This is a genomic window from Phycisphaerales bacterium, assembly GCA_020852515.1.
Classification (GTDB): Bacteria; Planctomycetota; Phycisphaerae; order Phycisphaerales; family UBA5793; genus UBA5793.
Genome location: JADZAS010000013.1, coordinates 71,764 through 84,282, shown reverse-complemented (window position 1 = coordinate 84,282; position 12,519 = coordinate 71,764). Strand labels below are relative to the sequence as shown.

The following is a 12,519-nucleotide window of genomic DNA, read 5'->3' as shown; positions in this document are numbered from 1 at the left end:
CGGCTCAGCCGCCGGGCCGGGCGGGTTCGACTATGGGCCGGATTGGTCCCGTTGGCAGACCCTTGGCGCGCCAGAGTTGCTGCAGGTCGGCGGGGTTGCTCTGCTCGGTGATCTGGCCCTCCGGCGAAACCATGCGCAGGATCTCCCCCTTGGCGGTGATCGTCTTGATCGTTGCCGGCTGCGAGGGGTCCTGGCGCGACTCGACGGCGAACCGATCCGGATTCTCCGTGGCCTTGATGATCTCGCTGCGCCGCTTCACGTCCGAAGACTGCGGCCGGAAGAGGTACATTTCGTACGATCCGGCTTGCCCGGGATTGAGGATGCGGTAGATCAGGTGCTGCTCTGCCTGCGAGAGGTACGCATCGGGCGTGGCGAACGATGGCGTGGCGACATTGGCGCCGTCCACGGTCACGATGACATTGATGCGCCCGTTCTCGCGCGTGCCGCTGATGGACGAGCGGGATGCCACGCGATAGCCGCGAGGGGTCTTCTGATACGTCACCTGCTGCGTGGTCCACACCTCCGTCTTGCGATCAAAGGCCATCCACGCCAGGCTCTCGACTTCGGAGATAAACTCGTCGGCCGACGTCTCCGAAGGCGCAATGAACCGCGCCGACTGGCTCACGAGCAGGCCTTCCTCCGATTCGGCCGCGGAAAACTTCGATGAATCGCGGCTCGAACTCAGCGCGCCGCGCGGGCCGGTGTCTTCCTGGATCCGGTAGTACGCGATCTCGCGCTCGGCAACATCGCCTTTCCCGTAGACGCGGTACCATGCGTCCGTCACGAGCATCTTCTTGTAGGCATCGGCACTGAGGCGCGACAGCGCTTTGTTCGTGGCGTCGATGCCTTCCTGGATTTCCCGCGCCACGACCGCGGGATCACGAAAGGTGAACGTGTCCACGCTGGCTTTGGTCGCCTTGATGATCGCCTCGCTTTGCGTGCCGTCGCCGCGCACGCTGTAGATGACAAACGTCCCGGGCAGCGGCTTGAAGATCGTATAGATGCGCACCTCGCGCATGAGCCCGCCGCGCGTCTCAAAGGTCATGTCGATCACGAACTGTTCGGCCGCCTGGCCGTTGATGGTGAGCGATTCGCGGCTGGCGAGTTTGAACTCCTTGACGCGGCTCTTTTCGGGATCGGTTGACCCTTTGTTCGCCTCGATGGCGCGGTCGGTGACGGACTTGATCGTCTCGTTCTCATCGCGGGTCTGGATCACCTCGAGCGTTCCCACCCAGGACATGTCAAACGTCTCGACCAGCACGCGCTGCGTCGATTGCGGGTTGCGCGTCAGGCGTACGCCTTCGGGCAGGCGCATGGTCAGGCCGACGCTCTCTTCGTCGTAGATTGTGCTGCTCAGCGTGGTCACCGGCTCGGCCGGCTTGGGATCCTGCCCGCGGCTCTGCGCCGCCGCGCCGCAGATGACCGCGGCCATGACCGCACCGGCGGCGCAACGCATCATCGGTTCAAATCTGCCCATCACCCTTCTCCTTGTCGCTTACAATCAGTCTGCGAGATTCGCGTCTTATCGGCCAGAGGCGGGGCGCTCTTGCGGGCGCAGAGGCCAGTCTCGCCGGAGCCTTGTCAAAAAAACCCTGCCGCGGCGACCCGGTTCGCGCGGCCACCATCCACCAGGCCAGCGCCAGCACGACCATGAGCACTGCGATTATCACCGCAGTGACGATTACCCGTCGCGATCGTTCGCTGACCCAGCGCGATTCCGGCGAAGCCCTGGCCAATGGTAGGAGGCGAGGCTTCGGTGCCGAAGCGAAGAAGCCCACCGAGGATCTGTTCGCGCGAGCAGGCGGCGCGGATAGCATGAACTTCGCTTCGCGACCGCAATGGGGAGATGTCGTGACCACCGTCCTGCAGGCCTGCCCCGTGCTGGCAAAGATGTACGAAGCCGGCGAAACCACGGCTGCGGACGGCGCGCCGATGGCCATCCACTCGCACTTGCCCGCCGCCTACGCCGAAGCGCTGTTTCGCACCGTTGCCCGTTTCAAGCCAGCGGTCTGCGTGGAAATCGGCATGGCGCTGGGCACGTCGGCTCTGGCAATTCTGGCCGGACTCGAGGCGGCGGGGGGCGGCAAACTCATCTCGATTGATCCCAAACAGAAGGAGAAGTGGCGCGGCGCGGGTTGCGCCGCCGTCGAACGCGCCGGCTACGGCGAGCATCACGAACTCATTGCCGAGCCCGACTACCTCGCCCTGCCGCCGCTGCTGCGCCTGGGACTCCGCGTCGATTTCGGCTACATCGACGGCTGGCACACCTTCGACCACGCGCTACTCGACTTCTGGTACCTCGACCGGATGATGCCCGTAGGCGGGGTGGTCGGTTTCAACGATTGCGGCATGGCGGGAGTGGACAAGACCATCGGCTTCGTGCAGTCGCACCGCAAGTACGAGGAGATCGACGCCGGACTGCCGGTGAACTACGGCCGGCTCGGGCGCACCCGTCTGCTGGGCCGCCTTTTGCGCGGCCGCTCGCGCGGACTGAGATTGCGCCAGCATCAGGACCGTTACTTCCGCAAGGGGGAAGACTGGCAGGCGCCATGGGACTTTTTCGCGCCGTTCTGATGCCGCGCGCGTGAATCCGATGTTTTTTGTGCAGCACTTGCGAGGTTTTGCCCCGCCAGCGCGGCGAAACGTGGTAGACTGTCCGCACCGCGGGTTCGGCCTGATCTGAGCCGGTCGCCGATCCTGAGGGTCCCGTCGCTTTTCGACCGGCTCAAGCCCAACGTGGTCCGCAAGGACAGGCAGGAAAGGAAGAGAGGGAGCAATGATGAAGCAGTTTGTTTTTGCAGGTGCGTCGGTGTTGGCGCTGTCGGGGGCGGCTCTCGCCGACGGGTTTATTGGCATCGGTGACTTCTCGGGCAACGAGACCGTCATCAACTTCAATGCCACGGACATGACGACGCTCGGCCATCCCACCGCCAACATCGGCAGCGGCATTACCGTCACCGACAGCGGCGGCGGCACCGGGTTCGGCGGGTGGCGCGGCAACATCGACTGGAGCAGCTATTTCAGCAACATCCCCGGCGCCTCGCTGGGCCGCGCGCTGGCCGACAGTTGGGGCATGTCGGACCTGAAGTATGACCTCACCGGCGCGGGCAATCCGAATCGAGTGGGCATGCTGCTATCCACCGGCGTGCAGACGACCTGGACCGTCGAGATCTACGGCCCGTCGAACAACCTCATCGACTCCGGCCAGGTGCAGATGCCCGGCGGCGCGCAGGCGGTGTTCGTCGGCTACGAAGCCTCCGGCGGCATCGGCTACATGCGCCTGATGGATGTCGAGAACGGCTACATCACCATCATGGACGACGTCCGCTTCGAGGCCGTCGGCGGCTATCGCCTGAGTGTCAGCGGCACATGCCCCGGCACCGTCACCGTCCAGTGGAGCGGCGCCACGCCCAGCGTCCAGCAAGGCATCGTCTTCGGCCAGAACCAAGGCACGACGATCATCCCCGGCGGACCATGCGCCGGCACCCAACTGGGCGTACAGGGCGGCGTGCAACTCGTCAACACCATCGGCACCGGAGGCGGCAGCGGCTCGGGGAACGGCAACGCCGGCACCGCCGCGTGCGGCCATTATCTCCAACTCGTTGAAGTCGGCTCGTGCAACACGAGTAACGTGGACAACATCCCCTGATCTCGCGAGATCAGGTTCGACTGAGTTCTGCAGGCTCCCGGCACGACTGTGCCGGGAGCCTGCTTCTTTCATCACGTAAGAAATCGGCGCTTCACTCGCAGGCGGTATCGATGATCGATTCAATCGCCTGTTCGACTTCCTGCGCCACCGGCGCCAGCGACGGCTGCCCGAACATCTCCAACAGCATGGTCGGTTTGAGCGTTGCCACCAGCACCTTGCCGTTCTCTTCGTAGACGCTGATGCGGCAGGGCAGAGCGGTGGAGATCGATGGCTCGGCGTCGAGCACCTTCTTGGCCTGCTGCGGACTGCAGACTTCGTAGACGAGACACTCGTGATCGTACCTGACGCCTTTGTCAGCCATCTTCTGGCGCAGATCGTGGACGCCGAGTACGCCGAACTTGTGGTCTGCAGCCGCGGCGGCGATGCGCTCCCCGGTTTCTTTGACGGTTCGCGTGGATTCCCTGGTGTAGAGCATGTCGGGCTCCATGGTGGTTCATTTGATGTCCGATTTACGCGCACAACGCCGCGCCCACTCGCCAACAGGAGAATACGTAAACCCCGCGGGATGAGCGCACCAGAGCACCACGGGGATTCCTCCCCGTTTTGGTGCAGCTCTCAGGCCATCGCAAGATTCGCTTAGTTCGCCTGCATGAAAGACGCTTCGAGGCATCCTCGCTCCGAGCGCAGTGAGCGGGCACCAGCATAACATACCGTCACGCCCGGGAGATGATGCTCATGGACAGTCAGGGAGCGGATGCGACTCTCACGGATCCAACCTGCGGTCCACGCGCATAGTGCGCTAGATGCGGCTATGACCTGAGTGAGAGCGCCAGCAGCGTTCATTCGCGTCGCTCTATGGTCTCCTCGATTCCTACCTCCCAATGCGTCCGGGTGGACCGAACTCCTGCTGGTAGCCTGGGCGGCAGCACTGATGCTCTGGCTCGCCGGGAAGTACTCGACGCCGCTGCCTGAGCAAGCACTCTCATCGACCTGACTTCTGTTCACTTCCCTTTTTCCGGCACCACCGGCTGGCCCCATGCCATTTCGAGATCGCCCTTCGCAAACGGGTTTGGATGCGGCTTTGACGAGATGATCACCGCCCGCACATAGACCTCATCGCCAGTGAACGTGTACGTCGCCGGGGTGTCCATGGTCTGGTCGAGCACCTCGCCGGCCGGGCCCACTTCGCGCTGCCCGTCGCCGTCCGCATCGGGCATCCAGCGCGTGCCGAGGAAGCGCGTCGTGTACGCCACGCCGGGTTCGGCGCGGATGTGGATCGTTAGTTTCTTCTTGCCGCTTTCGATGCGGTCGATCATCACGCCGCTGCTGGCGTAGAAGTCGCCGCGATGCATGGCGTCGATGATCGACTCGGCGTCGAGCGATTTGGCGCGAACCATGATCCAACCTCGCCCGGGATTCGAGTGGCCTTCGGGCGCCTGGTGGTAGTTATGCGCATCGTCGGTGGCCAGGCCGTAGAGCGGGCCGAGATCGAGATCAGTCAGTCGCTGTGTGAGCGCGGCGTCCCACATCTGCTCGGTGCCGGGATGGGTCGTGTCGCCGTAGTTGTTCACGCTGCGATGGCCGTTGTAGACCTCGAAGAAGTTCTCGCCGCGCAGGTGGGCGATGTCCTCGACGCTCAGGCCCCAGCCGAAGTTTGGATGATTGATGTGGGCGAGAGTGGGGCGGTCGTGCTCGTGGCCGTGCTCGATCACGGCGTCGATGTTGTTCTGCATCACCTCGCGCACGCTCTTTCCGCTGCGGGGCTTGACGAGATCCACGAGATTCATGCCGTTGATGTGCACCGGCAGCCGGTTGAACTGGTCGGTGATCTCTTCGCCCTGGATGAAGATGAAGGCGCCGGGCTGCTCGTAGCGGGCGCGAAGTTCGTCAAGCGTGTGCAGGCGCATCTGTCGCTTGCCGTCCACGTCGCGCGTCTCGACGTGGTCAGCGCCGTAGCGGGCGACGAGGTCATCGACGCGCTCGGTTGTCAGGCTGCTGTTGGGCGCATCGATGACGGGGAACCACTTCTCGGCGTTCGAGAGGACGTTGTGATCGGAAAGGACGAGGAAGTGGTAGCCGTGCTCGACGTACCACTGGGCGACGAGTTCGGGCGCGCCGTCGCCATCGCTCCAGAGCGTGTGCGTGTGGGTGTTGCCCTTGTACCATTGGGCTGAGTCGCCTGCACATCCGACGGCCAGCAGCAGGGACGCAACGAGGATGATCCTGGAACGCATGGTGGGCCTCCGGTGCGAGCGATGGTCGCTGGCATCTTACCGTTTCGAGACACAACTGTCGGCCCGCTTCATCCAGCAAGCTGTCCGGCCGACGGCGGCGCCGCTCCCGTGCGAGCGGCCCAATCTGCGGAGGTCCGATGTTCGTGAGCAGACTTTCGACGCAGCAGGTCAACGCGGTGCGCGGCATCGTCACCTGGACCATTCGCGCCGCGGCGCTGATTCTCATCGCGACGGGCGCGTATCTCTCACTCAAGCGCCTGGCGCTCGGGGTTGGCAACAACTTCGACCTCCAGTTGATCTTCCAGACATGGCAGAGCACCGGCGAAGAGCAATCGATGTACCGCGGGATTGCCATGATGCTCGTCGGCGGCGTGCTGGCGGCGCTGTCGCGCCGCCTGGCCGCGTGGGTGGTCGCCATGCCGCCCACCGGCTGTCCGCAGTGCGGCTACGCGGTGGCGCCGCCCCAGGGCGCCGCCTCGCCCGGCCGGTGCCCGGAATGTGGCTTGCCGCTGGAGCCCTGAATGGAGCGACGCAGCGCCGGGAGCCTCGAGCGGGACTTTGCCTGAGTTGACCGGCTCAGGACCAACCATATACTGACGGGCTTTTCATCGCGCGCTCGCCACGCGGCGGGCGACACAAGTCGGTGGTGGGCCAAGCAGGTGTACATGCCAGCGGCCGCGGGACGGCACAAACCGTGTCGTTTCGGGTGTCGCAATTGAACGATTGAACTGATCCAGGTGACTCAATGACCGAAGCCAAGATCCGCATTCGAATGGAAGCCTACGACCACCAGGCGCTGGACGCCTCGGCCCGCGAGATCGTTGATCACGCCAAGCGCACCGGCGCCCGCGTGTCCGGCCCGATCCCGCTGCCGACCCGCATCGAGCGCTATACGGTGCTGCGCGGGCCGCACATCGACAAGAAGTCGCGCGAGCAGTTCGAAATCCGCACCCACAAACGCATCATCGACATCCAGGAACCCAACGCCCGCACCGTCGAAGCGCTCAACCGCCTCGTCGTCCCCGCGGGCGTGTTCGTTAAGATCAAGGCGTAGTGAGATAGAGTTTGTAGCGGCCACCTGAAAGGGCGGCCGTTTGCATTGGTGGGGGCTGCGATCGGAATGCCGGTCGCCAAAGGTCCCTGAAAACAAGGATTCGCAACGGCCACGTCGCGGGAGACCGGCGGTGAACGTTCACCGACACGCCCCGATGACCTCTGACCATGAACGGAGCAAGTCGCCATGACCACCGCACTGCTGGGCCGCAAGATCGGCATGACACGCTACTTCACCGAAGAGGGCAAGAATGTGCCCGTAACGGTGATCCAGGCTGGACCTTGCTTCGTCACGCAGGTCAAGAACAAGGATGCGCACGGCTATAGCGCTATCCAGATCGGCTTTGAGGACGTCGAGGCCGGCCGCACCACCATGCCGCTCATCGGCCACGACGCCAAAGCCGGCGTTTCACCCAAGAAGTTTCATCGCGAGGTTCGGCTCGAGGACGATGGCAAGGACTTCGCCCCCGGTCAGGAACTGACCGTCGAAGTCTTTGCCGAGACGAAGTTTGTGGATGTCATCGGCATCAGTAAGGGCAAGGGCTTTCAGGGAACCATGAAGCGGCACAACTTCAAGGGCCTCACCGCCAGCCACGGTACCGAACGCAAGCACCGCTCGCCGGGCTCCATCGCCGGGCACGCCACCAACCGCGGCACCGGCCCCAAGCCCAAGAAGGGCAAGCGCATGGCGGGCCAGATGGGCAACGAGCAGGTCACCGTCCGCAACCTCGACGTGATCGAGGTGCTTTCCGAGAAGAGCATTTTGTTGGTCAAAGGCGCTGTCCCGGGCCCGAACGGCGGCCTACTCTTCGTCCGCACTTCGACGCGGCTGGGCCGGTCCAAGCAACTCGCGGCCAGCAGTAAGAAGAAATAACCCCAACGAGGTGAGTTGATACGGAGACACGCGAGCGGGGCGAACCGCCCCCTCGGCCGGGAAAGCCCGACGTTCCAATGGGAACTGCCCGGCGACGACAGATTCAGGAGTGCGGCCAGGCGCTGCATCAGAGAACCGAGTCGATTCCTGCCACGCCAGAGCATTGACAGACGGCGGCGGAGGATAGGCGAAAGGTAAACGCACCATGATTGAACTGCCCATTTACGATTCAACAGGCAAGCAGGTCGACACGTTCAAAGTCGACGAAGCGCTCCTCGGCGGCGAGATCCGCCCCGCACTGCTCAAGCAGGCCTACGTTCGCTCGCACGCGAACCGGCGCCAGGGTTCGGCCCGCACCAGAAATCGCGCCGCCGTCGAAGGCTCCACTAGAAAGCTCTTCAAGCAAAAAGGCACGGGCAACGCCCGCCGCGGTCCCGTGCGCACCAACATCATGAAGGGCGGCGGCGTGGCTTTCGCCAAGCGCCGCACGGGTGCCGACTTCCGCCAGGACATGCCCCGCAAGATGCGCCGCCTGGCCAATCGCAACGCGCTGCTGGCCAAGGCCGTTGACCAGGAAATCAAGGTCATCGACAAGATCGACTTCAAGACGCCCCGCACCAGCGAGTTCAAGACGATGCTCGACAAGGTCGGCGTCGATCGCACCTGTCTGGTTGCGCTGGACTCGGGCAACGTCAACGCCCGCCTCTCGGCCCGCAACCTCGACAGCGTGGACACGATCCGCTGGGACCAGTTGAACGCGTTCGAACTGCTCAACCACCGTTACCTGGTGATCGAAAAGGCCAACCTCCAGGCCTTCATCGACAGTCAGCATTGCACGGGCGGCAACGGCGCCGCCGCGGGCAGCAAGGGAGGCCGCTAAATGGAATCCGCCACCGTCATCCGCCGGCCGCTGGTCACCGAGAAGAACACGGCTGCGGCCGAACAGAACCGCTACGCCTTCGAAGTCGATCGCCGCGCCAGCAAGCCCGACATCAAGCGCGCCATCGAGGATCTCTACAAGGTGCGCGTCATCAGCGTCAACACGAGCAATCGCATCGGCAAGATCCGCCGCACGCGGTTCGGCTACACGCAAACACCCGACCTGCGAAAGGCCGTTGTTCGCGTGCATCCTGACGATCGGATCGAACTGTTCTGAATGAGCGCGTCGGCCCCCGGCCGGCGTCCGGACTGCGAGGATTGAATCATGCCGATTCGAGTATACAAGAGAACGAGCGCGGGGCGGAGGAACTCCTCCGTCAACATCCACGCCGAGGTAACCAAGACCGCCCCGGAGAAGACGCTGCTGCGCCCTTACAGCAAGAAGGCAGGGCGCAACAACCAGGGCAAGATCACCGTCTGGGGTCGCGGCGGCGGGCACAAGCGCCGCTATCGCGCCATCGACTGGAAGCGCAACCTCGATGACATTTCCGCGAAGGTCATCGGCGTCGAGTACGACCCGAACCGGTCTGCACACCTGGCGCTGCTCGAATACGAAAACGGCGAGCGACGCTACATCATCGCGCCCAAGGGCATCAAGGACGGCGACGTGCTCATGAGCGGTCGCGGCCGGGTGGAGCCCAAGGTCGGCAACTGCATGCCCTTCAAGTACATCCCCACCGGTCTCAACGTGCATTGCGTCGAGATGGTGCCGGGCAAGGGCGGCCAGTTCTGTCGCGCCGCGGGCATGTCAGCCCGCCTGACCAACCGTGAAGACAAGTGGGCGACGCTGGTGATGCCTTCGGGCGAAATCCGGCAGGTGTCGGTCGAGTGCCGCGCCACCATCGGCGAAGTGGGCAATGCCGACCACCAGCAGATTCGCCTGGGCAAGGCCGGCCGCAGCCGTCACCGCGGGCGCAAGCCCAAGACGCGCGGCATGGTCCGCAACCACTACGACCATCCGCTGGGCGGCGGCGAAGGCAAGTCCAAGGGCGGCCGCGCCCCGGCGGGCAAGACCGGCGTGTTCGCCAAGGGCGGCCGCACCCGCAAGCGCAAACTCGCCAGCAACAAGCGCATCATCCGCCGTCGCCGCAGCAAGCGTTACGGCCAGTTGACTCTCTGAGGATTTTGATCATGGCCCGATCATTGAAAAAAGGTCCGTTCGTCGAAGAGCACCTCTTCGTCAAAGTTCAGCGGATGTCCCAGACCGGCCGGCGCGAGCCGATCAAGACCTGGGCCCGCCGCTGCACCATCGTGCCCGAGTTCGTCGGTCACACGTTCAAGGTGCACAACGGCCGTTCGTTCCTCGACGTGTTCGTCACTGAGGACATGGTGGGACACAAATTGGGTGAGTTCAGCCCGACGCGCATGTTCCGCGGCCACACCAATAAGAAGGAAGGCATCTCGGCAGGCGCCAAGAGGTGAGCACCCCGCGCACCGCGGTTTGCCAAGAGGTTGACGCACCATGAATCTCAATGCATCCAAGTTCAATGCCCGGATCAAGGCGGCCGGTATGAAGCCCGAAGATCTCGCCTCCGAGATCAAGCGGCCCGGCATCAACGCGACCTCGGCGCTGCGCAACTGGAGCAAGGGCAACTTCAAGCCCGCGCCCAGGCGCGAAGACCTCCGATCGCTTGCCGCCGCGCTCAACGTGCCCGTCAGCGACATCGTGTGCTTCGACGGCGCGCACAAGTGGGCCCGCATCTCGCCGCGCAAGATCAGGCTCGTGTCTGATCTCATCCGCGGCCGCGACATCGACACGGCGCTGACGATGCTCAAGTTCAGCAAGAAGCGGGCCGCCGTGTTCGTCCGCAAGGCGCTCGAGTCGGCCATCGCTTGTGCGGAAGAGAACGAGGCGGACATCAGCCGCCTGGTCGTGAGCGAGTCGCGCGTCGATGAAGGCCCGACGATGAAGCGCTTCCAGCCCAAGGACCGCGGGCGGGCGCACCCGATTATGAAACGATCCAGCCACGTTCGCGTGGCGGTGGAGGTGGCGTAACCATGGGACAGAAGACTCATCCACTTGGATTCCGCGTCGGCATCACCGAGCCGCACCGCAGCCGGTGGTACGCGCCCAAGGCGCTGTACGGCGAGCTGCTCGTCGAAGACTACCGCATCCGCGAGTACGTCGATAAGCGCCTTAACCGCACGCCGCCGTTCGCCGCCGTCTCCGAGATTCACATCGAACGCACGCGCCAGGAACTCTCGATCGTGCTCAAGACGGCTCGCCCGGGCCTGGTCATCGGGCCGCGCGGCGCCGAAGTCGAAAAGCTGCAGCAGGACCTGCAGACGATGACTGGCCGGCAGGTGTCGATCAAAATCGTCGAAATCAAGAGCCCCGACACGAACGCGAAGCTGATTGCCGAGGGCATCGCTGAACAGCTCAAGAAGCGCGCCAGTTTCCGCCGCATCCTCAAGATGCGCGCCGAAGGTGCGATGCAGGCCGGCGCCAAGGGCGTGAAGATCAGTGTCTCCGGTCGCCTGGGCGGCGCTGAAATGAGCCGCAGCCTCACCGTGAGCCTCGGCTCGATTCCGCTGCAGACGCTGCAGGCCAACGTCGAGTATGGCTTCGCACCGAGTTTCACCAAATCCGGCACGATCGGCGTCAAGGTGTGGGTCTACAAGGGCCTCTACGAAGCGGGTGAAGAAGCCGAGTCCACCGCGGCCGGCGGACGGGCCCGCGCCAGAGGACGCCGTTGAGTTGGTTGGCAGATGACGTGAGTGGTTTCGCCGCGGCCACTGGGTCGCGGGTCGCAACGAGAGGATGAATTCCGATGCCTCGGATGCCCAAGAGAATGAAGTTCCGCAAGCAGCAGCGCGGCCGCATGCGCGGCAACGCGACGGTGGGCAACTACGTCGCCTACGGCGACTACGGCCTGCAGGCGCTCGAGACCGCGTGGGTGAGCGCTCGCCAGCTCGAGGCCGGCCGCGTCGCCTGCGCTCACTACCTGCAGCGCGAAGGCAAGGTCTTCATCCGCGTCTTCCCCGACAAGCCGATTTCAAAGAAGCCTATTGAAACGCGAATGGGTAAGGGCAAGGCGGAAACGGACTACTGGGCAGCGCGCGTCAAGCCCGGGACGGTGCTCTTCGAGATCGCCGGCGTGCCGCACGCCGCGGCCCAGGGCGCCCTGGCCCGCGTGGCGATGAAGATGCCCGTGCGCTGCCGCATGATCACGAGGCGACTGAGCGTCTGATGAACGAGTCGCGGCGTCCGGCTCCGGGCCGCCCGCAGATGGGATGATGAAATGAAGGCCAAAGAAGTACACAAACTCAGCGACGAAGAAGTGGATGTCGAAGTCAGCCGCATTCGCCGGCATCTCTTCGACCTGCGCACGCAGGCCGTCACCGAGAAGATCGAAGATTCATCGCAATTCGGCAAGACCCGCAAGGACGTGGCCCGGCTGCTCACGGAGCGCCGCCGCCGCGAGATCGAAAGGCAGAACCAGGCATGAGCACGCAAGCGACCAGTCAGCCGCGCCAGCGCAACCGCCGCGTTGAAGTGGGCATCGTCGATCGCGCTTCGACCGACAAGACCCGCCGCGTGCGCATCGAGTTCCAGGTGCGGCATCCCAAGTACGGCAAGTTCATCAAGCGCCGCTCGTACCTGACCGTGCACGACGAGAACAACGTCAGCGGCGTGGGCGACCAGGTGCAGATCATGCCCTGCCGGCCGGTCAGCAAGACCAAGCAGTGGAAGGTGGTTCAGGTGCTCGCCAAGGCCGTCGGAGAAGTCCGGCTGCACGACGAGAGCCCGGCGTCGGTCGCCTGAAGCA

Annotated in this window: 17 protein-coding genes; 14 read left to right on the top strand and 3 right to left on the bottom strand. The window is 64.2% G+C overall.

Annotated elements, in window-relative coordinates:
• Positions 1 to 4: 4 nt before the first annotated feature.
• Positions 5 to 1,477: a hypothetical protein gene (locus IT430_06575; GenBank protein ID MCC6907585.1), complete on the bottom strand. Its 1,473-nt coding sequence runs from the start codon at positions 1,475 to 1,477 to the stop codon at positions 5 to 7.
• Positions 1,478 to 1,650: 173 nt separating this feature from the next.
• On the opposite strand from IT430_06575, the gene IT430_06570 reads away from it, so the two are divergent.
• On the top strand, positions 1,651 to 2,574 hold the full coding sequence (locus IT430_06570) for a class I SAM-dependent methyltransferase (protein MCC6907584.1): 924 nt from the start codon (positions 1,651 to 1,653) through the stop codon (positions 2,572 to 2,574).
• A gap of 205 nt (positions 2,575 to 2,779) precedes the next feature.
• Positions 2,780 to 3,649, top strand: a complete 870-nt coding sequence (locus tag IT430_06565) for a hypothetical protein (GenBank protein ID MCC6907583.1) — start codon at positions 2,780 to 2,782, stop codon at positions 3,647 to 3,649.
• A 91-nt stretch (positions 3,650 to 3,740) separates the two neighbouring features.
• Here the strand turns inward: IT430_06565 and IT430_06560 are convergent, their stop codons facing one another.
• Positions 3,741 to 4,124, bottom strand: a complete 384-nt coding sequence (locus IT430_06560; GenBank protein MCC6907582.1) for a DUF302 domain-containing protein — start codon at positions 4,122 to 4,124, stop codon at positions 3,741 to 3,743.
• 526 nt (positions 4,125 to 4,650) lie between these two features.
• On the bottom strand, positions 4,651 to 5,883 hold the full coding sequence (locus IT430_06555; GenBank protein ID MCC6907581.1) for a hypothetical protein: 1,233 nt from the start codon (positions 5,881 to 5,883) through the stop codon (positions 4,651 to 4,653).
• 143 nt (positions 5,884 to 6,026) lie between these two features.
• Here IT430_06555 and IT430_06550 point away from each other — a divergent pair, with 143 nt between their 5' ends.
• The 12 genes from IT430_06550 to rpsQ all read left to right on the top strand — a co-directional run bounded on the left by IT430_06550 (position 6,027) and on the right by rpsQ (position 12,515).
• Positions 6,027 to 6,404: a hypothetical protein gene (locus IT430_06550; GenBank protein ID MCC6907580.1), complete on the top strand. Its 378-nt coding sequence runs from the start codon at positions 6,027 to 6,029 to the stop codon at positions 6,402 to 6,404.
• Between the two features lie 224 nt (positions 6,405 to 6,628).
• Positions 6,629 to 6,937 carry a 30S ribosomal protein S10 gene (rpsJ, locus tag IT430_06545; GenBank protein MCC6907579.1) on the top strand — a complete coding sequence of 103 codons (309 nt, stop codon included), beginning with the start codon at positions 6,629 to 6,631 and terminating at the stop codon, positions 6,935 to 6,937.
• Positions 6,938 to 7,123: 186 nt separating this feature from the next.
• Complete coding sequence (gene rplC / locus IT430_06540; GenBank protein ID MCC6907578.1) at positions 7,124 to 7,810, top strand: 50S ribosomal protein L3; 687 nt, start codon at positions 7,124 to 7,126, stop codon at positions 7,808 to 7,810.
• Positions 7,811 to 8,015: 205 nt separating this feature from the next.
• Entirely contained in the window at positions 8,016 to 8,690 is a 675-nt protein-coding gene (gene rplD, locus IT430_06535; protein ID MCC6907577.1) for a 50S ribosomal protein L4, read from the top strand.
• Positions 8,691 to 8,966 carry a 50S ribosomal protein L23 gene (gene rplW, locus IT430_06530; GenBank protein MCC6907576.1) on the top strand — a complete coding sequence of 92 codons (276 nt, stop codon included), beginning with the start codon at positions 8,691 to 8,693 and terminating at the stop codon, positions 8,964 to 8,966.
• Between the two features lie 48 nt (positions 8,967 to 9,014).
• Positions 9,015 to 9,869: a 50S ribosomal protein L2 gene (gene rplB, locus IT430_06525; protein ID MCC6907575.1), complete on the top strand. Its 855-nt coding sequence runs from the start codon at positions 9,015 to 9,017 to the stop codon at positions 9,867 to 9,869.
• 11 nt (positions 9,870 to 9,880) lie between these two features.
• The gene (rpsS, locus tag IT430_06520) at positions 9,881 to 10,171 is read left to right on the top strand and encodes a 30S ribosomal protein S19 (GenBank protein ID MCC6907574.1); all 291 of its coding nucleotides are present in this window, start codon (positions 9,881 to 9,883) and stop codon (positions 10,169 to 10,171) included.
• Positions 10,172 to 10,259: 88 nt separating this feature from the next.
• A complete protein-coding gene (rplV, locus tag IT430_06515; GenBank protein ID MCC6907573.1) occupies positions 10,260 to 10,745 on the top strand; it encodes a 50S ribosomal protein L22 in 486 nt (161 codons plus the stop codon).
• A gap of 2 nt (positions 10,746 to 10,747) precedes the next feature.
• The gene (gene rpsC, locus IT430_06510; protein MCC6907572.1) at positions 10,748 to 11,446 is read left to right on the top strand and encodes a 30S ribosomal protein S3; all 699 of its coding nucleotides are present in this window, start codon (positions 10,748 to 10,750) and stop codon (positions 11,444 to 11,446) included.
• A gap of 74 nt (positions 11,447 to 11,520) precedes the next feature.
• Positions 11,521 to 11,940, top strand: coding sequence for a 50S ribosomal protein L16 (gene rplP / locus IT430_06505; GenBank protein MCC6907571.1), 420 nt, complete (start codon positions 11,521 to 11,523; stop codon positions 11,938 to 11,940).
• Between the two features lie 51 nt (positions 11,941 to 11,991).
• The gene (gene rpmC, locus IT430_06500) at positions 11,992 to 12,198 is read left to right on the top strand and encodes a 50S ribosomal protein L29 (GenBank protein ID MCC6907570.1); all 207 of its coding nucleotides are present in this window, start codon (positions 11,992 to 11,994) and stop codon (positions 12,196 to 12,198) included.
• Complete coding sequence (rpsQ, locus tag IT430_06495) at positions 12,195 to 12,515, top strand: 30S ribosomal protein S17 (GenBank protein ID MCC6907569.1); 321 nt, start codon at positions 12,195 to 12,197, stop codon at positions 12,513 to 12,515. Before rpmC ends, rpsQ begins: the two co-directional genes overlap by 4 nt.
• Positions 12,516 to 12,519 lie beyond the last annotated feature (4 nt).